We start from the raw sequence: 20065 nt of genomic DNA, 5'->3' as shown, positions 1-20065 counted from the left end.
GCGGCATTTTATACTCAAATGGCTCGCGCATCAATGAAAAGTCCTGTTAACCGCGCAATTCGTTTGCCCGGCGAAAGCGCCCTTCATAGTCAAAGACCTTCTCACGCACCTGCCAGAACTGGCCTTTTTTGCGGGCGACAACAAAATCAGGATGGCGCAGCAATGCCTGCTGGCGCACGATATCGGCAACGGTTATCCAGCGCAGCGGCACGCCAGGCGTGCGGGTATGCGGGCGGATAAAGAGCTGCTCAAACGCGGTGCGCTGGGCGGGCGTCTGGACCCGGAACCGCTCGCTGACGTCTGCGCCATCCTCGTCGTAATAGGTAATTTTTAGCCATTCCCCTTTTTCATCCGCGCCGGGCTGTAACGTCATGCCAGAACAGCGCAGCACCAGCGCATCCTTCAGCTTCAGCGCCGCTTTCAGCATGTCGTCCGGATCGACCAGAACCGTGTCGCACGCCCGGCAGCGGCGGGCGGCAATGTCGTTCTCGGCGTTGCACTGTGGGCAGTTTTTGAAGCGGAAGCGAAAGTCACACTGTTCGCGATGGCCTTCATCGTCTTCAAACCAACCCTGACAACGGCGGCCAAAGTGCTCAATAAGCGTGCCGTCGGGGGTGGTTTTCCCCCAGAAGGTGTTGGCAAATCCGCAGGCAGGACAAAAAACCTGGACGGGCACGTTGTCGCTCTTGCCTTTTGGCGTGCCCACTTCCGGCGAATAAAGATCGTGCGGATTACCAGCATAATCAAGGATCAGACAGTCAGTTTTACCCGGTGCCAGGCGCAAGCCGCGCCCGACAATCTGCTGATACAGGCTGACGGATTCCGTTGGGCGAAGAATTGCAATCAGGTCGACGTGCGGGGCGTCAAACCCGGTGGTTAATACCGAGACATTCACCAGGTATCGGAACTGCTGAGCTTTGAAGGCCTCAATCAGGCTGTCGCGCTCCGGCCCGGGGGTTGCACCGGTGATTAACGCCACGTCGGCGGCGGGCAGCAGCCCGGTGATTTCGCGCGCGTGTTCGACGGTGGCAGCAAAAATCATCACCCCTTTGCGCGTTTGCGCGAACTCTTCAATCTGGCTGATGATATGCGGCGTGATCCGCTTTTGTTTTTTCAGCTCATGGTTGAGATCCGCTTCGCTGAATAACCCGTTGCTCTGCGCCTGCAAGCGGCTGAAATCGTACTGCACGACCGGCATATCCAGCCGCTCGGGCGGAGTCAGGTAGCCGTGCTTGATCATGTAGCGCAGCGGAAGCTCATAGATGCAGTCGCTGAACAGGGCCTTTTCATCGCCACGCACCATGCCGTGATAATGAAACCGATAAATCCAGCCCTTGCCCAGACGAAACGGTGTGGCGGTGAGGCCAAGCAGGCGGAGGTGAGGATTCACTTCTTTCAGGTGAGTAAGGATTTGCTGATACTGGCTGTCGTCGTCGTCGCTGATGCGGTGACACTCATCGACAATTAGCAGGGAAAACTCGCTGCGAAACAGTTCCAGATTGCGCGCAACCGACTGTACGCTGCCAAAGACCACTTTACCGTGGCTCTCTTTACGCTTTAGCCCGGCGGCGAAAATATCGGCCTCCAGCCCCAGCGCGCAATACTTGGCGTGGTTCTGCGCGACCAGCTCTTTGACGTGTGCAAGTACCAGCACGCGCCCGCGCGCCAGACGGGCCAGCTCGGCAATGACCAGGCTTTTGCCGGCGCCAGTCGGGAGGACTATCGCCGCCGGTTCCCGATGCTTGCGAAACCAGGCGAGGGTGGCATCAACGGCTTCCTGCTGATAGGGGCGTAATGTGAACGTCATGGCTTCTCTATTCCGTTAACTCGCATATAGTATGCCACGAAACTTTTTCCCTTGAGTGGCGCAACCAGACCATTATACTGAACTGTTTCTGACTGCTTCTTTTTCGGACGCGTAGTCCGACTTCCAGCACCATTAAGGCTAAAAAGATTTCATGCGACTTGATAAGTTTATCGCTCAGCAACTCGGCGTAAGCCGCGCTATTGCCGGGCGTGAAATTCGCGCCAGCCGCGTAACCGTGGACGGCGACATTGTGAAAGACAGCGCTTTTAAACTCCAGCCCGACCACCAGGTGGAGTATGACGGCAACCCGCTTACCCAGCAGAATGGCCCGCGCTACTTCATGCTCAACAAACCGGAAGGTTACGTCTGTTCAACGGACGATCCGGATCACCCGACGGTGCTCTACTTCCTCGATGAACCTGTGGCGCACAAGCTGCATGCGGCAGGGCGGCTGGATATTGATACCACCGGCCTGGTGCTGATGACCGATGACGGCCAGTGGTCGCACCGCATCACTTCCCCGCGCCATCACTGTGAGAAAACCTATCGGGTGACGCTTGAGTCTCCGGTCTCGGACGACACGGCAGAGCAATTCGCGAAAGGCGTTCAGCTGCATAATGAGAAAGATCTGACAAAACCGGCGGTGCTGGACATCCTCACCCCCACGGACGTCCGTCTGACCATCAGTGAAGGCCGCTACCATCAGGTGAAACGGATGTTTGCCGCCGTAGGTAACCACGTTGTCGGGCTGCATCGTGAACGTATCGGCGCGATTGAACTCGATCCAGACCTGGCGCCCGGGGAATATCGCCCGCTGACGGAAGAAGAGATTGCCAGCGTCGGGCTGCCTTCACGCTAAATTCAGGAGAACCCTGTGACCACCAGGCCACACTCGTCGTTTAAAATTGTATTCATCCTTGGCCTGCTGGCCATGCTGATGCCGCTGTCTATCGATATGTACCTGCCCGCGCTGCCGGTGATTTCCGCGCAGTTTGGCGTACCGGCAGGCAGCGCACAGATGACGCTCAGCACCTACATTCTTGGCTTCGCGCTCGGTCAGCTCTTTTATGGCCCCATGGCCGACAGCCTGGGGCGTAAACCGGTCATTCTGGGCGGCACATTGATATTTTCCGCGGCGGCGGTGGCCTGCGCGCTGGCGCAGAGTATCGATCAGCTGATTGTGATGCGTTTCTTCCATGGCCTGGCGGCGGCTGCGGCAAGCGTGGTGATTAACGCGCTGATGCGCGACGTCTACCCGAAGGAAGAGTTCTCACGCATGATGTCGTTCGTCATGCTGGTCACGACAATTGCGCCGCTGGTCGCCCCCATGGTGGGCGGGGCGGTCCTGGTGTGGTTCAGCTGGCATGCGATTTTCTGGATCCTGGCGATTGCCGCCCTGCTGGCATCGGTGATGATCTTCGTCTTTATTGATGAAACGCTGCCCGTTGAGCGACGTCAGAAGTTTCACGTTCGCACCACGCTTGGCAACTTTGCCTCGCTGTTTCGCCATAAACGTGTGCTGAGCTATATGCTGGCCAGCGGCTTCAGCTTTGCCGGAATGTTCTCGTTTCTGAGTGCGGGACCGTTTGTGTACATTGAACTGAACCATGTGTCACCCCAGCACTTTGGTTACTACTTCGCGCTGAATATTGTGTTCCTGTTTGTCATGACCATTATCAACAGCCGCTTTGTCCGGCGGGTCGGGGCGCTGAACATGTTCCGTGCAGGGCTGTGGATCCAGTTCGTGATGGCTATCTGGCTGGTATTAAGCGCGTTGCTGGGGGTCGGTTTCTGGGCGCTGGTGGTGGGCGTGGCGGCGTTTGTCGGCTGCGTGTCGATGGTCTCGTCCAATGCGATGGCGGTGATCCTCGACGAATTCCCGCATATGGCGGGTACCGCCTCGTCGCTGGCAGGAACGTTCCGTTTCGGGATTGGCGCGATAGTCGGGGCGCTGCTCTCAATGGCGACGTTTAATACCGCCTGGCCGATGCTGTGGGCGATTGCCCTCTGCGCGACCTGCTCCATTCTTTTTTATCTTTACGCCAGCCGGCCGCGAAGGACGGCGCATAAATGAACACTTAAGGCCCGATACGGGCCTTTTTGTTGACCCATATCAACCAACCCTCCGTTCGTTTACCCTGTGTTTGTTTCTTTTATGTAAAATCTATTTATGTAAAAAGTCACATCATTGTATTTAAAAAGGTTGAGTTAGATCGCAGAAACGGGTACATATAGCGCCGACGCGAGCCTGCAACGCCTATAAAATCCGCTAAACAGTGCAGGTTGGCAATGATGTGTTACTATAAATGTAAATAAATTGTGAAGTAAATTTGCTTCCGGGGATCTGAACGTGAATACATTACAACTCTCCATTGTCCATCGCTTGCCCCAGAGCTATCGCTGGTCGACGGGCTTTGCAGGTTCGAAAGTTGAACCGATTCCGCAAAGCGTTGCCGGGGAGGATAATTGTCTGGTGGCGCTTAAGCTGCTGAGCCCGAGCGATGAAAACGCGTGGCCGGTCATGGAACGTCTCAGCCAGGCGTTGACGGACATCGAAGTGGACAGCTCCGTGCTGGAATGCGAAGGAGAGCCGTGCCTGTTTGTTAACAGCCAGGATGAGTTTGCCGCCACCTGTCGTCTGAAAAACTTTGGCGTGGCCATTGCCGAGCCATTCTCCGGTCAATACCCTTTCTGAGTGCTAGTCAGCGGATAATAGCTGGCGCGTGTAATCCTGCGTCGGCGCGGTGAATACGCGCTGGCACTCTCCCTGCTCAACGACCTCTCCCTGCCGCAATATCACCACCTGATGGCAAAGCGCACGCACTACCTGTAAATCGTGGCTGATAAAGATATAGGCCAGCCGATGCTTTTCCTGTAACCCCTTCAGCAGTGCCAGAATTTGCGCCTGCACGGTGCGGTCCAGCGAGGACGTAGGTTCGTCCAGCACGATCAGCTCTGGTTTCAGGATCAGCGCGCGGGCAATCGCGATACGCTGGCGCTGTCCGCCGGAAAACTCAGCCGGATACCGGTGTCGGGTTTCAGGATCTAAACCCACTTCCGCCATCACCCGCTTCACCTCGGTTTCACGCTGTTGCGCCGTTATGGTCGGCTGGTGGACGCGCAAGCCCTCTTCGATAATCTGCAATACGCTCAGCCGCGGGTTAAGCGAAGAGTTCGGATCCTGAAAAACCACCTGCATCCGCGGACGCACGGAAAGCATCATCCGGCGATTCAGGTTTTGCAGGGGCATGCCGTCAAAAACAATGACGCCCTGCGAGCCGATCAGGCGCAGCAGCGCAAGGCCGGTGGTGCTTTTGCCCGAGCCGGATTCGCCCACAAGCCCAAGCGACTCGCCCGGACGCAGAGAGAAGCTCATGTCTTTCAGAACATGATTGTGATCGACCACGCGACGCAAAATGCCTTTGCGGATCGGGAATGATACCGACAGCCCCTCAACCCTCAGCAACGGCGCGCTGTCAGCATTGAGCGGAACCGGGTTGCCAGAGGGTTCGCTATCAAGCAGGCGCTGAGTATAGGGGTGTTGAGGCGCGCTCAGCAGGGAGGATGCTCTGTTTTGTTCCACACAGCGGCCGTTTTGCATCACGGCCACCGTGTCAGCGAGCTTTCTCACGATGCTCAGGTTGTGCGTAATGAACAGCAGGCTCATGTTCAGCTCGTCGCGCAGTTCGCGAAGCAGTTGCAGAATTTGCGCCTGTACCGTAACGTCCAGCGCGGTAGTCGGTTCATCGGCAATCAGCAGCTCGGGGCGCGTCAGCAGGGCCATCGCGATCATCACGCGCTGACGCTCGCCGCCGGAAAGCTGGTGCGGGAAATCGTTCAGCCGTTTTGCGGCATTACGAATACCTGTGCGTTCAAGGCAGTCGAGAATTTCACCCCGCGCTGCCTCTTTACGCATTCCCCGATGAAGGGACAGCACTTCATAGAGCTGTTTTTCCAGGGTATGCAGTGGGTTGAGCGACACCATCGGCTCCTGGAAAATCATGGCGATTTTATTGCCGCGAATGCCGCGCAGGGTTTGCTCGTCTGCGCGCAGCAGCGATTGGCCATGGAACAGAATATCCCCCTGCGGATAGCTGACTGGCGGGGAAGGGAGCAGGCGCAGCACTGAAAGCGCCGAAACGCTCTTACCGGAGCCGGATTCCCCGACCAGCGCCAGCGTCTCGCCGCGCAGGACCTGTAACGATAAATCCGTCACCACCGTACGTGCTTCTCCCTGCGTTGAAAACGCAATCGACAGATTTTCAATACTCAGAAGAGGCCCGGTCATGTCATACCGCCTTATTGGGGTCGAAGGCATCGCGCACGGCTTCGCCAATAAAAATCAGCAGGGAAAGCAGCACCGCCACGGAAAGAAATGCGGCGATGCCCAGCCAGGGGGCCTGAAGGTTATTTTTGCCCTGCAACAGCAGTTCGCCGAGGGACGGTGAACCCAACGGCAACCCAAAGCCGAGAAAATCGAGCGAGGTGAGGGTAGTGATGGAGCTGCACAAAATAAACGGCAGGAAGGTAAGGGTCGCCACCACCGCATTGGGAAGCATATGGCGGAAGATGATTGCGCGGTCGCTCACGCCTAACGCTTGCGCGGCGCGAATATAGTCGTAATTCCGCGTACGCAGAAACTCCGCCCGCACGACGCCGACCAGCGCCATCCAGCCGAACAGAACGGTGATACCGAGCAGCCACCAGAAGCCAGGCTGTACAACGCTGGACAGCAGGATAATCAAAAACAGCGTCGGCATGCCGGACCAGACTTCAATCACGCGCTGTCCCCATAAATCTATTTTACCGCCGTAATAGCCCTGCACGGCACCCGCCACGACGCCCATCACGCTGCTAAAGAGCGTCAGCATCAGCCCAAAGAGGAGCGAGATGCGGGTGCCATAGAGAATGCGCGCCAGCACATCGCCGCCGTTGGCGTCCGTTCCCAGCCAGTTTTGCGCGGATGGTGGGGAAGGGAAGGGGGTGGAGGTGGCGAAGTTAATACTGTTCGCGCCAAAACGAATCGGTGCCCAGACAGCCCAGCCGTGCTGCGCTATCTGCTCACGTAGCCAGGGATCCTGGTACTCGGCTGGCGTTGCAAACGGGCCGCCAAAATCGCTTTCGCTGTAGGTGGTCAGCACCGGCACATACCAGCGGTCTTTGAAATGCACCAGCAGGGGTTTATCGTTGGCAATCAGTTCTGAACACAGACTTAAGGCAAACAGGACGGCGAAGATCCACAGCGACCAGTAGCCGCGACGGTTGTGGCGAAAGCGCGCCCAGCGGGCCTGATTGACGGGGCTTAAACGCAACATCATCAGCGTCCCTCAAAATCGATACGGGGATCGACCAGCGTATAGCTGATATCGCTGATGATATTCAGCAGCAGGCCTATCAGGGTAAAAATGTAGAGTGTGCCAAACATCACCGGATAATCACGAGAGACGGTGGCCTCATAGCCCAGCAGCCCTAATCCGTTGAGAGAGAACATGACTTCTATTAGCAGCGAGCCGGTAAAAAACATACTGATGAACGTGGCAGGAAAACCGGCAATCACCAGCAGCATGGCGTTACGAAACACGTGCTTCCACATAATCTGCTTTTCACCGACGCCTTTGGCTCGCGCGGTGACGACATACTGTTTGCGGATCTCATCAAGAAAGGCGTTTTTGGTCAGCATCGTAAGCGCCGCAAAGCCGCCAACGACCGTTGCCAGCACCGGCAGCGTAATGTGCCAGAAGTAGTCGGTGATTTTCTGATACCACGGCAGCGTGCTGAAATCCGCCGAAACCAGCCCACGTAGCGGGAAGAGGTCGAAATAACTGCCGCCGGCGAAAAAGACAATCAGCAGCACGGCAAACAGAAACGCCGGGATAGCGTAGCCGATAATAATGAATGTGCTGCTCCAGATATCGAAACGGCTACCGTTATAGACCGCTTTACGGATCCCCAGCGGAATGGAGACCAGATAAATAATCAGCGTTCCCCACAGCCCGAGCGTGATAGAAACCGGCAGGCTTTGTTTGATCAGGGTTAACACCGAGGCGCTGCGAAAGAGGCTGTCGCCAAAATCGAAACGAACATAATCCCAGAGCATGCTGAAATAACGCTCATGCAGCGGCTTGTCAAAACCATAGCGATGGGTGATCTCGGCGATCACCTCCGGATCCAGCCCCCGACCGCCCCGGTAATGGCTTTCGCTAATGTTGCCTACGCCCGTCCGGGCATGGCTGGCTCCCTTTCCTTCACCGCCGCCGCCCGGCATGCCGCCGGCGTGACCAAATTCTATTGCCGCAATCGCCTGGTCCACCGGTCCGCCGGGGGCAATCTGGACGATAAAAAAGTTGATGGTAATGATGGCCCACAGCGTTGGGATCACTAACAGCAGGCGGCGGATAAGATAAGCGCCCATCGTCACTCCTTAACGCCGCTCTGCGGGCAGTTTTGCGGCTTTATTCACGTCATACCACCAGGTGTCAAAGCCGAGCGTGTAAACAGGGCGAACGGCAGGGAGTGAGAATTTATCCCAGCGTGCCAGGCGATCTTCGCCCATATACCACATCGGCAGCATGTAATAATTCCAGGTTAAGACCCGATCGAGCGCGCGACCAAGCGGCAGAAGCTTTTTCTTATCGCCCTGAGCGGCAACAATTTTTGCAATCAGCGTATCAATCACCGGGCTCTTTACGCCCGGGGCGTTGTAGGAGGAGTCGATATACCCCGATGCCCAGGAGATTTGCAGGTCTGAACTCGGCCAGGGCTGCGCAGCCCACAGGGTCTGCATCATGTCGTAATCGCGGCTGCGCTTGCGGTTGGTCAACTGGGCCAGATCGACCTGGCGGATATTCATGGTGACGCCAAGCCGGGCAAGGTGCTTCTGAAACGGCAGCACCCACTGATCGTTTGCGCCGGAGGCGATCAGCAGTTCGAAGGTCAGCGGTTTACCGGTTTGCGCGTTAACACGTCGCTGATTTTTCAGCACCCAGCCCGCCTCATCCAGCAGCTTGCTGGCTTTCAGCAGGTTTTCCCGGTCGAACCCGTTTCCGTCGGATTTGGGCGGTTCAAATACCCGGGTAAAGACTTCCGGAGGCACCTCCGCTTTCAGCGGGGCCAGCAAAACCAGCTCATCTGCGTGAGGATAATCACGGGCGGCATATTCAGTATTCTGGAAGTAGCTGTTTGTCCGGCTATAAGCCCCGTAAAACAGCGCTTTGTTCATCCATTCAAAATCAAACGCAAGGGTAATAGCTTCACGCACCCGACGATCGGAAAATACCGGGCGCTGAATATTAAACGCCAGCCAGCGCGTGTCCTGCGCGGATTCGTTTTTATGTTCGTCTTTAACGATATAGCCTTTCGCGAAGTTTTTTCCGATATATCGGGTGGCCCAGTTTTTGGCGCTGCTCTCGATACGTAAATCAAACGCGCCTGCCTTAAACGCCTCGAAGGCCACGTTGTCATCGAGGTAGTAATCGTAGCGGATTACGTCGAAGTTCCAGCGGCCCCGGTTTACCGGCAGTGCGGCGGCCCAGTAATCTTTTACGCGGGAATAGATCACGTACTGGCCCATGCGCCAGTCGGTAATGCGATAAGGCCCTCCGGCCAGCGGCGGGGTAGAGAGGGGATCGCTCAGCTTATGGTTTTTCCAGAAGGATTCGGGCATGACGGGTAAGGAGAACAGGCTCAGCATGTTCTCTTTGTTGGGCTCAGGGAGTTCGATTCGCACGGTCAGCGGGGCGATGGCTTTTACCGTGGTGCCCTTATACACCAGACGAAACTGCGGCACGCCCTCGGTCATAAATTTTTGAAAAGTGAACGCCACGTCGCGGGCGCTAACCGGCGTACCGTCGTGAAAACGCGCCCGCGGATTAATCGCGATGTCTGCCCAGCTGAAATCATCGGCGTAACGCACGTTTTCGGCAACCAGAGGATAATAACTGCCGGGCTCGTCGTCGGAGGTGACGAACAGCGTGTCATAGAGGGATTCGGTCCGCGCTGCCGCCACGCCGCGCAGGGCAAAGCGGTTAAAGTTATCAAATGTTCCGGTGGCGGAAAGTGTTACGTTTCCGCCTTTCGGGGCGGCGGGGTTTACGTAATCGTAGTGGTTAAAGTTAACCGCGTATTTCGGCTCGCCAATGACGGCAAAGGCCGTGCTCTCTTTTATGGTCTGCGCCTGGCTCGACAGGCTCACCAGCGTCAACAGCGTCAACACAACGCGCATAATCATAGTGCGGCGGATCCCTTTGTTCACAGGCAGGCTCGGTTGAGGAGAATAATAAGGGACAGCGCCGTGATTGTGAAATTATTCCCCGAGCGTGATGTCAGGTTGCCACGTCCTGAACTGCTCCAGCGGCATCGGGCGGCCGATCCAGTAGCCCTGAAGATAGTTCACGCCATGCTCGCGCAGCCACGCCGCCTGCTCAGGGGTTTCGACGCCCTCGGCAACGGTTAACATGTCCAGACGTTCTGCCAGCGTCAGCACCGCGTCAAGTACTGGCGAGGTGACGGTTTCAGTCCCGATGGCATTCACGAAGCCACGGTCAATTTTCAGATAATCCATCGTGAAGCGTTCCAGATAGATCAGTGCGCTATGGCCGGTACCAAAATCATCGATGGCGATTTCAAACCCTTCATCGTGAAGCCATTCGAACAGCTGATTAGCCTCGCGGTGATTAATCATGTCGCGCTCGGTTATCTCCAGCACAATCTGGAAGTGATCGGGCGGAAGGGCGGCGGCAAACGCGCGCATATCCTGTTTAAAACTTTCCGCATGCAGATGACCTGGGGCGATGTTGATTCCAAACTTGGCTCCAGGCGGAAGCAGGGTTTGAAGGACAGGGGCATCGCGAATAATCAGGTCAAAAAGATGCAGCGTCAGCGGGACAATCAGCTTCTGCGCTTCGGCGAAATTAATAAAGGCATCCGGCGGTATTTCGCCCATCACCGGGTGCTTCCAGCGCATCAGGACTTCCAGTCCGGTCATTTTGAGCGACTGCGCACCGACGACGGGCTGATAGACCACGTAAAACTGGTCGCGCTTGATGGCCGTGAGGATCTCTTTCCCGGGATTCAAACGGATTGTAAGAATATAGAAATTCAGCAGGCCCGCTGCGATACCGCAGACCAGACCGAAAAACAGGGCGAACATCACTTCATCTGTCGTCCAGGCATCCGCATAGACGTGTATGGTCAGAGGGACATTTTTCAGCGTAGCGGTTCGGGCAGGGTTACCGGATAAACCACGTGCCTGTACCAGCGTTCCGGACTGAGTGGATAGCGCGATATCGCCGATGATGATGGAGATACCGGTAAACTCATCCTGTCGTAACGTATAGAGAAGATAAGGCGTCAGGTTGATGTTAATGGAGGTAAACACGCCGCCGTCTTTCACCAGCGGGTTGCGATACCAGATGGCAATGGCGGGCTTATCCGGCAACATCGGCGTACCCGGCAGGAGCGCCATATCAATCGGTTTGCTGATGTGCAGCTCAGGGATAAGCGCTTCCATGGGGACATTCATCGGACCCGTGGCGGAAGAGCAGTAGGCGTTTTTATCCCTGACCAGCAAAAAGGCGCGCACGTTTATGCTAAAAGCCGCACGAGAGGTCAGGGCGTCACGCACTTCCTCGCAGCTGTTCAGCGTGAGTGGCTGGAGCGTATCTATCGACATTTTGAGCTCATCGAAATAGCTCTCCATGTAGACGCTTAAATCGGTAATGAGGGTATCGAATCTGACGTCTCGCTTGTGATAGCTCCAGTAAAACTGTAATGATCCCAGAAGCAGGGCAGTGAATAACCCTGTAAGGAAACTGAGAAACAGTATCTTTCGGTTGCTGGAGAAGTAGCGGGTAAACATAGATGGCGTGATTCCTGAAATGCCGCTGGATAACTATCAGTGTAACGGGCAAAAAAAAACACTGCCGGAGCAGTGCTTTTTTTATCGTATCGCCAGCCAAGGGATAACCCGCGATACGACAGCAATGTTAACTACGGCTCAGAACGCGGCGAGCTTCGTTGTAGCGCTTCTTCCAGTAAGGTTCGTTCATGCTGGAAATCGTCACACCACTGCTGGTGGATGCATGAACAAACTGATCGTTACCAATATAGATGCCAACGTGTCGACCGGTTGAACCCGCTCTGAACAGGACTAAATCGCCCGTGCGCAGCTTAGTGCGCGAAATGGATTTGCCCATTTCCTGCTGTTCATAGGTAGAACGCGGAAGGTCTAACCCAAACTGCTCACGGAACGTGCGCTGTACGAACGCGGAGCAATCAATGCCTTTCTTGGTGCTGCCGCCCAGACGGTAACGCACGCCTTTCCAGTCAGCATACTGATCCATAATACGCGACTTAACGTCGAGATTACGTACCATATTTTCAAATTCATCCTGAGAGGCTTGCAGTGAAGAGGAATCTTCCATTCCCACAACACGCGTCTCAGGATGCATATTCTTCGCGGTATTCGTTGTACTACATGCCGAAAGCAGTACCGCCACTGCAATCGCCGGGATCCCCCGCAAGATATATCTCAAAATTGGTTGAGATTTGACCATTTTGTTTGTTTTCCCTTGAAGTCCTTAACGAAAATATCGTTATAAAAATGCCAACCGTGACGAGACTAATTATCTGTTCACAATGAGACAATTCTTTATGGTGAAAACTGTGGCTCAACGCACAAAATTATTCACCATGATAATAATTATCTCAATGGGGCAAAACGAGTTCGAGGTTAACCGATTGCACCGGGTATTGCGAGCAAAAAAGTCCGATTTTTTATAAGAAAATGTGATACACAAAGTTCCACCGCAGGATTGCTCAAAATGCCATCATTTATACCGGTAATCCCCGCAATTGATTCATTTTTATCACGAATAGTATGACGGGATGATGACGGCGTTGAACGACGCCGGAAAGAAGTGAGTCAGGGATCGAAAACGATCCCTGATGAATGGTGTTAATTTGCGCTATTTATTTGTTTCTGACTTGTTTAAATTTGCCGGGAAGATAGCGATCAAAAATAGTGATTAAACGATCGCTCAAAGGGGTCATTAGTACCCATGGTAAACCAATCAACACCGCCGTGAGTGAGCCTACTGCGATATCAGTCAGCCAGTGAGCGCCAATCATCACCCGCGGGAATGCAAATACCACCACAATAACCAGGGCGATAGCGAAGGCTTTTTTACCGAAATAGCGCAGCATGAAGCCAGCGAAAATCAGCAGCATCATACCGTGGTCGCCCGGGAAACTGTCCTTCGAGGCATCTTTAGTTGGAATATGCAGCAGTTCGCTGACGCGGTTAATATTCGGGAAAGAGAGCGAAGGGCTGGCGCGTTTAACCGGCATCAGATGCTGCGCCAGCTGGTTGATAATCACTGCCGTCAGCAGCATCACCAGGCCGATAATCAGAATACGGCGACGACCCGTTTTGTCTTCCTTCAGCCAGAAGGAGAGCATCAGACAGCCCATTGCCAGCAGCGAACAGCCGTCAAACGCGCGGTTGTTGGTGATCGCCACCAGCCACAGGAAGGCTTCACTCTTCGCCAGCGCCTGGTTAAAGAAGTGGAACAGCCCGGAATCCAGCGGGAACCAGAAACCGTGATCCGCCGGGATATACCAGGAGAAAAAGAGCGCCAGACCGGCAGCATTGAGCAATAAAATAGCAGGAAGTCGAGTCGTCATAGTCTTCAGCAATGTGTGAAATCAGGGGCAACGTTAGCCGCCTAAACTTAAACGAAGCTTCAACAGGCTTGACTGGAGGGCATTCCAGTCGGTATTAACCGCACTTATTAACTCTACACGGCTGTCGGGGGGCGCGACGTTCTGCGTTTCTATAAAGAAATCCTCGCCCTGACGATTTATGCGCACCAGGCCATCCGGAGTACGCATAATTCCTTTCACCCGCTCGACGGGCGCCAGCCTCGCCCACTCCAGTATACCAATAGTGTCGAATACCGTATCGGCATCGAAGATCCATCCGCATGCCTGATGCCCCTGACCGCTGTTCAGGTTACGACGCCAGCGCTGATGCGCCGGCAGGCTAAGTGCAGCCAGACCCTGCTTCGCGCCGTGGCTATGCGAATGTTCTGCGCTGGCAGGCAGTGGCGTCTGATTGAGGCGGGGAAGGTCGAGCAGGGCGCCATCAATGTTCCCCTGGGTCGTCTGCACATACTGGCGTCCACCGCCAGCCTTCTGCCACCAGGACTCGAACGCGGCCTGACTCTCAGCCGTCGCGCGATCGGATTTATTCGCCACGATAATATCTGCCGAGGCGAGCTGGTCGCGGAAATTGTCGTTATCGATCGCTTTTTCATCCAGCAGCTGGCGGGGGTCGAGCAGGCAAAGCGTCGCGCGCAGCTCAAGCCACGGCTCGTATACCGGGGCGGTGAGTAAATCAAGAATTTGCTTCGGATGACCCAGCCCGGTAGGCTCGATTAGCAACCGGTCCGGCTTGCCCTGACGCAGCAGCGTATTCAGCCCGACCTGCATCGGCAGACCATTCACGCAGCACATACACCCGCCCGGGATCTCTTTCACCATCGCGCCGCTGTCGGCGAGCAGCGCGCCGTCGATCCCCACTTCGCCAAATTCGTTGACCAGCACGGCCCACTTTTCCGCCGGATCTTTATTGGCCAGCAAATGCAAAATGGACGTAGTTTTACCGCTGCCGAGAAAACCGGTGATCAGGTTGGTTTTGGTCACGTGCGCTCCGATAAATAATTGTGATGTAGTAACAACTATCTATCATCCTGACGAAAAAAACGGGCATTGAGAAGAGGGAGGGCGAACGGAGCGCAAAACCGTTCGCCTTAAACGCAATAATCGCTAAATTTTTAACGTTTCAATAACAGCCTGACGCGCGCCGAGTCGGACGAGGCGCTGGTACGCCCCGCTAATCGCCTCGACAAAGGCTGGGTTTTGCGGCAGGTCGTCGCCAAAGATCTCATTTAGCGTCAGCAGAGCGCTAACGCGTTCTGCGTCGCCGCTGGTAGCGACAATGGCCTGAAACTTTTCACTCAGCGGATCGCGTACGTCAATGGCGTTGCCCTGTTCGTCCGTACCGCTGGCATAGCGCATCCAGCCCGCTACCCCCAGCGCCAGTAATGGCCAGTCGGTGTTACGCTCAAGATGCACGCGGATCCCATCCAGCATGCGTTGAGGCAGCTTCTGGCTGCCGTCCATAGCGATTTGCCATGTACGATGCTGTAGCGCCGGATTAGCAAAGCGGTCAAGCAGGCTGTCAGCATAGGCTGTCAGATCAACGTTGGTGATGCGCAGCGTAGGGGCCTGCTCATTCAGCATCAGCCTGCGGGCGGCTTCGCGGAAGCTGTCGTCCTGCATGCATTCATTAATGTGCGCGTAGCCTGCAAGGTAACCCAGATAAGCGAGGAAGGAGTGGCTGCCGTTCAGCATCCGCAGCTTCATCTGCTCCCAGGGCAGGACGTCCTCAACCATCTGTACGCCTGCAACCTCCCACTCCGGGCGTCCGGCGACAAAGTTATCTTCCACCACCCACTGAATGAACGGCTCACAGCTGATGGCGCAGGGATCTTCAACGCCAAGTTCCTGGGTGATTTCCGCAAGTGAAGCGTCAGTGGCGGCGGGCACGATTCGGTCGACCATGGTGCCAGGAAAGCTCACGTGCGTCTCGATCCATCCGGCCAGCTCTACGGAACGCTTTCCGGCCATGCCGAGAACGGCATTTTTCACCACGTGGCCGTTGTCGGGAATATTGTCGCAGGAGAGCACGGTAAACGCCGGCAGGCCCCGCTCGCGGCGACGATGAAGCGCTTCAACCAGAATACCCGGCGCGGAGTGCGGCTCAGACGGGTGCTCAAGATCGTGCAGGATACGGCTGTTCTGCATATCCAGTTTTCCCGTCGCCGGATCGATGCAGTAGCCTTTTTCGGTAATGGTGAGGGAGACAATTGCCACCTGCGGTTCGCAGAACTTTTCAATAATGGCAGTCAGCGAGTCGAGTTTGGCGTTCAGGCACTCTTTTACCGCACCGATAATAATGGGCTGATTGCCGTCGGCACCTTTCTCCAGCACGGTAAACAGATGATCCTGCGCCCGGAGCTGGCTCATGAGGACATCGCCGCTAAAGAGGCTAATCTCACAAATTCCCCAGTCGCCTCCTTTGGCATTCAGTACCCGGTTTGTTAACAACGCCTGATGCGCCCGGTGAAACGCGCCAAAGCCGAAATGGACGATGCGGGAGCGTAACTGCTCGCGAGCGTAGCGGGGCTGCTGGACATGAGCAGGAAGCGCGGTGGAGGCAATAGTCTTCATGTAGTACACACCTGATTAACCATTAATTAACAACGTCAGTGTAAAGTTATATGACAACAAATTAAATTGGTAAGCCGTAAATATCCCGGTTATGTGAGTTTGATCAATCAATATCGTGCGCTGTATTGACCACTCCAATTAAACATGTATGGTAGTCGTCATTAACGTAACACGTATTGGTATAACAACTTGAGAGGGTGGGGCAATGGAACAAACCTGGCGTTGGTACGGGCCGAACGATCCGGTTTCTCTTGATGATGTGCGTCAGGCTGGCGCAACGGGTGTGGTCACGGCGCTGCATCATATTCCTAACGGTCAGGTGTGGCCGGTGGAGGAAATCCAAAAGCGTCAGGCTCAGCTGGCAGAGAAGGGGTTAACCTGGTCTGTTGTGGAAAGTATTCCGGTTCATGAGGATATCAAAACCCACTCCGGTGAGTGTGATACCTGGATTGCGAATTATCAGCAGAGCATTCGTAACCTGGCAGCCTGCGGTATTGATACCGTCTGCTACAACTTTATGCCAATTCTGGACTGGACGCGTACCGACCTGGAATATGAAATGGCCGATGGTTCGAAGGCGCTGCGTTTCGATCAAATCGCCTTTGCGGCTTTCGAACTGCACATTCTGAAGCGTCCGGGGGCGGAAGCGGACTACACCGCCGAAGAGCAGCAGCAGGCGCTGGCATGGTTCAATGCCGCCAGTGAAGCGGACATTGAGAAGCTGGTTCGCAATATCATCGCGGGCCTGCCGGGGGCGGAAGAGGGCTATACCCTCGATCGGTTCCGCGCGCGCCTGGCGGAATATGGCGATATCGATAAAAACCAGCTGCGTGAAAACATGGCGTACTTCCTGCGCGCTATCGTGCCGGTGGCAGAAGAGGCTGGCGTGCGGCTGGCGGTCCACCCGGACGATCCACCGCGGCCTATCCTTGGCCTGCCGCGTATCGTTTCGACCATTGAAGATATGCAGTGGCTGAAAGAGACGGTAGATAGCATCTACAATGGATTTACCATGTGTACCGGCTCTTACGGCGTGCGTGCGGATAACGATTTGGTGCGGATGATCGAAACCTTCGGCGATCGCATTCATTTCACCCACCTGCGTGCAACCTGCCGTGAAGAGAATCCGAAAACCTTCCACGAAGCAGCCCATCTTGGTGGCGACGTGAACATGGTTGCGGTGGTGGATGCCATTCTGGCTGAAGAGGTACGTCGTAAGCAGGCGGGGGATGAGCGTCCTATACCCTTCCGTCCGGATCACGGGCACCAGATGCTGGACGATCTGCGCAAGAAAACGAATCCAGGGTATTCGGCGATTGGCCGTCTGAAAGGGATGGCAGAAGTGCGTGGTATCGAGCTGGCGCTGAAAATGACGAAATATCCGGAACTTCTTTAAGCCTCATTGCCCGGTGGCGCTACGCTTACCGGGCCTACGAAAAACCGGCTCTGATGCCGGTTTTTGTGTTTTTGTAGGCCGGGTAAGACGCAGCCGCCACCCGGCAAACGCCGCAATCAGTCAGCACGACCCATATAGCGTTTTTCTTCGATATGGATACGGATTTTCTCGCCCGCCGACAGGTACTCTGGCACCTGTACGACCAGACCGGTAGTCAGGGTAGCCGGTTTGTTACGCGCACTTGCAGACGCGCCTTTGATGCCCGGCGCCGTTTCAACAATTTCCAGATCAACGGTCTGCGGCAGCTCCAGCGCCAGCAGCACACCATCCCAGGTCAGCACCTGCATGTCCGGCATTCCGCCTTCAGGAATAAACAGAAGCTCTTCTTCGATCTGATCTTTGGTGAAGATATACGGAGTGTAATCTTCTTTATCCATGAACACGTATTCGTTGCCGTCGATGTAGGAGAAATCAACGTAGCGACGGGTCAGGGTCACGGTATCGACGATATCGTCGCCTTTAAAACGTTCTTCCACTTTCAGGCCGGTGCGGACATCGGAGAAACGCATTTTGTACAGCGTTGCTGCGCCACGGGCGCTGGGTGCCTGAATGTCGATATCTTTCACAATCAGCAGTTTGCCGTTGTAATTCAGTACCATACCTTTCTTAATTTCGTTCGCTCTTGGCATTGCAGTAATCCTGTTTACGGGAGGTAAAAAATATCGCGCCAAATTACTCGCGCGCGGCCTTTCAGGCAAGCGGAATTCGTGGGTTTTGCTATCAATACATAAAAGGTGTTACTGTGCGCCGATGCCCGACTGCACGGGCTTCGTCACTGAGAGAGCATGTATGGATTGTCGTCCAGATTGCGGCGCGTGCTGTACCGCTCCGTCCATTTCAAGCCCCATACCGGGAATGCCTGAGGGCAAGCCCGCCAATACCCGCTGTGTTCAGCTCTCTGAATCTAACCTGTGCATGATCTTTGGCTCGCCCCAGCGCCCGAAGGTGTGCTCAGGGCTACAGCCAACCGCCGAAATGTGCGGCAGTACGCGCCAGCAGGCCATCACCTGGTTGCTTGAGCTGGAAGCGCTCACCGCGCCTTAAACGTCTTTGATTCGCGTCAGGCAGCTCAGCGTCAGGACGCACATCACCAGCGCAATCCAGAACACCGTATGATAGTTCCAGATTTCAGCCACAACGCCCGCCAGTGAGCCTGCAATAATCCAGCCCACGCGGGTGGTATTAGTATAAAGGGTGGTGGCAGAGCCTGCCTGACCCGGCATCAGATCCTGGAAATAGAGCATACCGATACCGGCCAGAATACCGATGTAAATGGCGTTCAGCAGCTGTAAAGCAAGAAGCAGGGCTGGCGTATGTACCGTCAGCATACCGACGTAAAACAGCAGCCCGGCTACGGCGGCGACGCGCATCAAAAAGCGCTTGCCGAAGCGCTTCGCGTAATAGCCCGCAATCAGCATGGTGGGGATCTCAAGCCCCGCGGCGGTTCCCATCATGATCCCGGCCAGCTTCTCCGGCAGATGCAGTTCATCAATAATAAACAGCGGCATATTAATGATATAGAGGCTGTTGGTTCCCCACATCAGCGTGCAGATAATGAATAACAGCAGCGCGTCGCGGCGGTTGCGTCGCGGAGCTTCCAGCGTACCGGTCGCCACTTTCGGCTCTTTGCGCATGGAGGGCAGAAAGAACCAGACCATTGCGCCGCACACCACGAAGGCCACGGCTGCGCTGAGGTACATCACCGTAAAGCCAAAACCCATCGCCAGCGCGTAGGCGAGCGGGGGGCCAATTACCCAGGCCAGCGACACCTGCGCGCGCAGTATCGAGCTGAACATCACCGCTTCCCGCCCGGTACGGTCGGCATGCTCTCGGGCAAGGGCGAACATTTGCGGGTTGGCGGTCGAGCCGAAACTGCTCAGGAAGACGCCCACAAACAGCAGAATGAAGTAGTTACGGTTCCAGGCAAACAGCAGGCAGGCAAACACCCCGAGCAGGCAGCAAAAAACGATCAGGCTTTTGCGATCGCCTTTGCGGTCTGAGCGGCCGGCAAGAAACTGGCTGACGAAAATGCCGATGATGGCGCTCCCGGTGAAGAAGAAGCCGACCATCGCAGGACGCGCGTGGACTTCGTTGGTCAGAAACAGGCTCAGCGTAGGCGTTTGTAACGCACCGGCAATACCGGTGAGAAAAGCAACGATCAAAAACGCCGTTGACGTCAAATCAAAAGGCTTTGGTGAGGCGGCAGCGGGGGTGTTATGCATGTTCAGTCTTTGCGAGTAACAGAGAGAGCCGGAGTTTACGCCGCCTGTCATTAAATAAACAGAGGGCAAAATCAAGATTGCCACAATAAATCAAAATAGCATTTCAGTTTATCGCCGTATCGCTGAAGCGTGCTGAACCTGTTTGCTGAACATCAGCAAAAACCTCCCGACTGAAGAAGAAATGTGCTGCACTTCTAAATTCTGCAACAAGAAATGTAACTTTTCTTGCAACCTTTTGTAGAAAAGACAAGACTTCTTGAAACGTTTCAGCGCTATCTTGCATGTCCT

The 20065-nt window shown here is 55.2% G+C and carries 18 protein-coding genes; 5 read left to right on the top strand and 13 right to left on the bottom strand.

Annotated elements, in window-relative coordinates:
• Positions 1 to 46 precede the first annotated feature (46 nt).
• Positions 47 to 1807 carry a DEAD/DEAH box helicase gene (locus tag G6Q29_RS12385; RefSeq protein WP_165465828.1) on the bottom strand — a complete coding sequence of 587 codons (1761 nt, stop codon included), beginning with the start codon at positions 1805 to 1807 and terminating at the stop codon, positions 47 to 49.
• A gap of 151 nt (positions 1808 to 1958) precedes the next feature.
• Between G6Q29_RS12385 and rsuA the strand changes: the two genes are divergently transcribed.
• The 3 genes from rsuA to G6Q29_RS12370 all read left to right on the top strand — a co-directional run bounded on the left by rsuA (position 1959) and on the right by G6Q29_RS12370 (position 4502).
• Positions 1959 to 2666 (top strand): 16S rRNA pseudouridine(516) synthase RsuA, encoded by a 708-nt coding sequence (rsuA, locus tag G6Q29_RS12380; RefSeq protein WP_165465827.1) that lies wholly within the window; start codon positions 1959 to 1961, stop codon positions 2664 to 2666.
• Positions 2667 to 2681: 15 nt separating this feature from the next.
• The gene (locus tag G6Q29_RS12375; RefSeq protein ID WP_165465826.1) at positions 2682 to 3881 is read left to right on the top strand and encodes a Bcr/CflA family multidrug efflux MFS transporter; all 1200 of its coding nucleotides are present in this window, start codon (positions 2682 to 2684) and stop codon (positions 3879 to 3881) included.
• Between the two features lie 276 nt (positions 3882 to 4157).
• Positions 4158 to 4502: a YejG family protein gene (locus tag G6Q29_RS12370; RefSeq protein ID WP_003859372.1), complete on the top strand. Its 345-nt coding sequence runs from the start codon at positions 4158 to 4160 to the stop codon at positions 4500 to 4502.
• A 3-nt stretch (positions 4503 to 4505) separates the two neighbouring features.
• Here G6Q29_RS12370 and yejF read toward each other — a convergent pair whose 3' ends face one another.
• The 9 genes from yejF to G6Q29_RS12325 all read right to left on the bottom strand — a co-directional run bounded on the left by yejF (position 4506) and on the right by G6Q29_RS12325 (position 16099).
• The gene (gene yejF, locus G6Q29_RS12365; RefSeq protein WP_165465825.1) at positions 4506 to 6095 is read right to left on the bottom strand and encodes a microcin C ABC transporter ATP-binding protein YejF; all 1590 of its coding nucleotides are present in this window, start codon (positions 6093 to 6095) and stop codon (positions 4506 to 4508) included.
• A gap of 1 nt (position 6096) precedes the next feature.
• Positions 6097 to 7122 (bottom strand): ABC transporter permease, encoded by a 1026-nt coding sequence (locus tag G6Q29_RS12360; RefSeq protein WP_165466043.1) that lies wholly within the window; start codon positions 7120 to 7122, stop codon positions 6097 to 6099.
• Between the two features lie 2 nt (positions 7123 to 7124).
• Positions 7125 to 8219: a microcin C ABC transporter permease YejB gene (locus tag G6Q29_RS12355; protein WP_165465824.1), complete on the bottom strand. Its 1095-nt coding sequence runs from the start codon at positions 8217 to 8219 to the stop codon at positions 7125 to 7127.
• Between the two features lie 9 nt (positions 8220 to 8228).
• Positions 8229 to 10034 carry an extracellular solute-binding protein gene (locus G6Q29_RS12350; RefSeq protein ID WP_165465823.1) on the bottom strand — a complete coding sequence of 602 codons (1806 nt, stop codon included), beginning with the start codon at positions 10032 to 10034 and terminating at the stop codon, positions 8229 to 8231.
• 75 nt (positions 10035 to 10109) lie between these two features.
• Complete coding sequence (locus tag G6Q29_RS12345) at positions 10110 to 11663, bottom strand: cyclic di-GMP phosphodiesterase (protein WP_165465822.1); 1554 nt, start codon at positions 11661 to 11663, stop codon at positions 10110 to 10112.
• Between the two features lie 127 nt (positions 11664 to 11790).
• A complete protein-coding gene (gene mepS / locus G6Q29_RS12340) occupies positions 11791 to 12360 on the bottom strand; it encodes a bifunctional murein DD-endopeptidase/murein LD-carboxypeptidase (RefSeq protein ID WP_003859364.1) in 570 nt (189 codons plus the stop codon).
• A gap of 415 nt (positions 12361 to 12775) precedes the next feature.
• On the bottom strand, positions 12776 to 13489 hold the full coding sequence (locus G6Q29_RS12335; protein ID WP_165465821.1) for a phosphatase PAP2 family protein: 714 nt from the start codon (positions 13487 to 13489) through the stop codon (positions 12776 to 12778).
• A 33-nt stretch (positions 13490 to 13522) separates the two neighbouring features.
• Entirely contained in the window at positions 13523 to 14509 is a 987-nt protein-coding gene (locus tag G6Q29_RS12330; protein ID WP_165465820.1) for a CobW family GTP-binding protein, read from the bottom strand.
• A gap of 123 nt (positions 14510 to 14632) precedes the next feature.
• The gene (locus G6Q29_RS12325; RefSeq protein WP_165465819.1) at positions 14633 to 16099 is read right to left on the bottom strand and encodes a mannitol dehydrogenase family protein; all 1467 of its coding nucleotides are present in this window, start codon (positions 16097 to 16099) and stop codon (positions 14633 to 14635) included.
• A gap of 205 nt (positions 16100 to 16304) precedes the next feature.
• Here G6Q29_RS12325 and uxuA point away from each other — a divergent pair, with 205 nt between their 5' ends.
• Entirely contained in the window at positions 16305 to 17495 is a 1191-nt protein-coding gene (uxuA, locus tag G6Q29_RS12320) for a mannonate dehydratase (RefSeq protein ID WP_165465818.1), read from the top strand.
• Positions 17496 to 17611: 116 nt separating this feature from the next.
• Here uxuA and yeiP read toward each other — a convergent pair whose 3' ends face one another.
• Positions 17612 to 18184 (bottom strand): elongation factor P-like protein YeiP, encoded by a 573-nt coding sequence (yeiP, locus tag G6Q29_RS12315; protein WP_003859355.1) that lies wholly within the window; start codon positions 18182 to 18184, stop codon positions 17612 to 17614.
• A gap of 160 nt (positions 18185 to 18344) precedes the next feature.
• Here yeiP and G6Q29_RS12310 point away from each other — a divergent pair, with 160 nt between their 5' ends.
• On the top strand, positions 18345 to 18599 hold the full coding sequence (locus tag G6Q29_RS12310; RefSeq protein WP_165465817.1) for a YkgJ family cysteine cluster protein: 255 nt from the start codon (positions 18345 to 18347) through the stop codon (positions 18597 to 18599).
• Here G6Q29_RS12310 and setB read toward each other — a convergent pair.
• A complete protein-coding gene (gene setB, locus G6Q29_RS12305) occupies positions 18596 to 19777 on the bottom strand; it encodes a sugar efflux transporter SetB (RefSeq protein WP_015572310.1) in 1182 nt (393 codons plus the stop codon). The genes G6Q29_RS12310 and setB overlap by 4 nt on opposite strands.
• A 103-nt stretch (positions 19778 to 19880) precedes the next feature.
• Positions 19881 to 20060 carry a hypothetical protein gene (locus G6Q29_RS12300; protein ID WP_165465816.1) on the bottom strand — a complete coding sequence of 60 codons (180 nt, stop codon included), beginning with the start codon at positions 20058 to 20060 and terminating at the stop codon, positions 19881 to 19883.
• Positions 20061 to 20065: the final 5 nt, after the last annotated feature.

This window comes from Enterobacter cloacae, from assembly GCF_011078175.1.
GTDB lineage: Bacteria > Pseudomonadota > Gammaproteobacteria > Enterobacterales > Enterobacteriaceae > Enterobacter > Enterobacter cloacae_Q.
Note: the sequence above shows the minus strand (reverse complement) of the source record. Positions and strands in the feature narration are given on the sequence as shown.

Excerpts from the sequence above, each read along its gene's own strand:
- G6Q29_RS12355 (WP_165465824.1), bottom strand. The coding sequence starts at position 8,219 with ATGGGCGCTTATCTTATCCGCCGCCTGCTGTTAGTGATCCCAACGCTG.
- setB (WP_015572310.1), bottom strand. The coding sequence starts at position 19,777 with ATGCATAACACCCCCGCTGCCGCCTCACCAAAGCCTTTTGATTTGACG.
- yeiP (WP_003859355.1), bottom strand. The coding sequence starts at position 18,184 with ATGCCAAGAGCGAACGAAATTAAGAAAGGTATGGTACTGAATTACAAC.
- G6Q29_RS12385 (WP_165465828.1), bottom strand. The coding sequence starts at position 1,807 with ATGACGTTCACATTACGCCCCTATCAGCAGGAAGCCGTTGATGCCACC.
- G6Q29_RS12300 (WP_165465816.1), bottom strand. The coding sequence starts at position 20,060 with ATGCAAGATAGCGCTGAAACGTTTCAAGAAGTCTTGTCTTTTCTACAA.
- uxuA (WP_165465818.1), top strand. The coding sequence starts at position 16,305 with ATGGAACAAACCTGGCGTTGGTACGGGCCGAACGATCCGGTTTCTCTT.
- G6Q29_RS12325 (WP_165465819.1), bottom strand. The coding sequence starts at position 16,099 with ATGAAGACTATTGCCTCCACCGCGCTTCCTGCTCATGTCCAGCAGCCC.
- mepS (WP_003859364.1), bottom strand. The coding sequence starts at position 12,360 with ATGGTCAAATCTCAACCAATTTTGAGATATATCTTGCGGGGGATCCCG.
- G6Q29_RS12360 (WP_165466043.1), bottom strand. The coding sequence starts at position 7,122 with ATGTTGCGTTTAAGCCCCGTCAATCAGGCCCGCTGGGCGCGCTTTCGC.
- G6Q29_RS12310 (WP_165465817.1), top strand. The coding sequence starts at position 18,345 with ATGGATTGTCGTCCAGATTGCGGCGCGTGCTGTACCGCTCCGTCCATT.
- yejF (WP_165465825.1), bottom strand. The coding sequence starts at position 6,095 with ATGACCGGGCCTCTTCTGAGTATTGAAAATCTGTCGATTGCGTTTTCA.
- G6Q29_RS12350 (WP_165465823.1), bottom strand. The coding sequence starts at position 10,034 with ATGATTATGCGCGTTGTGTTGACGCTGTTGACGCTGGTGAGCCTGTCG.
- G6Q29_RS12335 (WP_165465821.1), bottom strand. The coding sequence starts at position 13,489 with ATGACGACTCGACTTCCTGCTATTTTATTGCTCAATGCTGCCGGTCTG.
- G6Q29_RS12345 (WP_165465822.1), bottom strand. The coding sequence starts at position 11,663 with ATGTTTACCCGCTACTTCTCCAGCAACCGAAAGATACTGTTTCTCAGT.
- rsuA (WP_165465827.1), top strand. The coding sequence starts at position 1,959 with ATGCGACTTGATAAGTTTATCGCTCAGCAACTCGGCGTAAGCCGCGCT.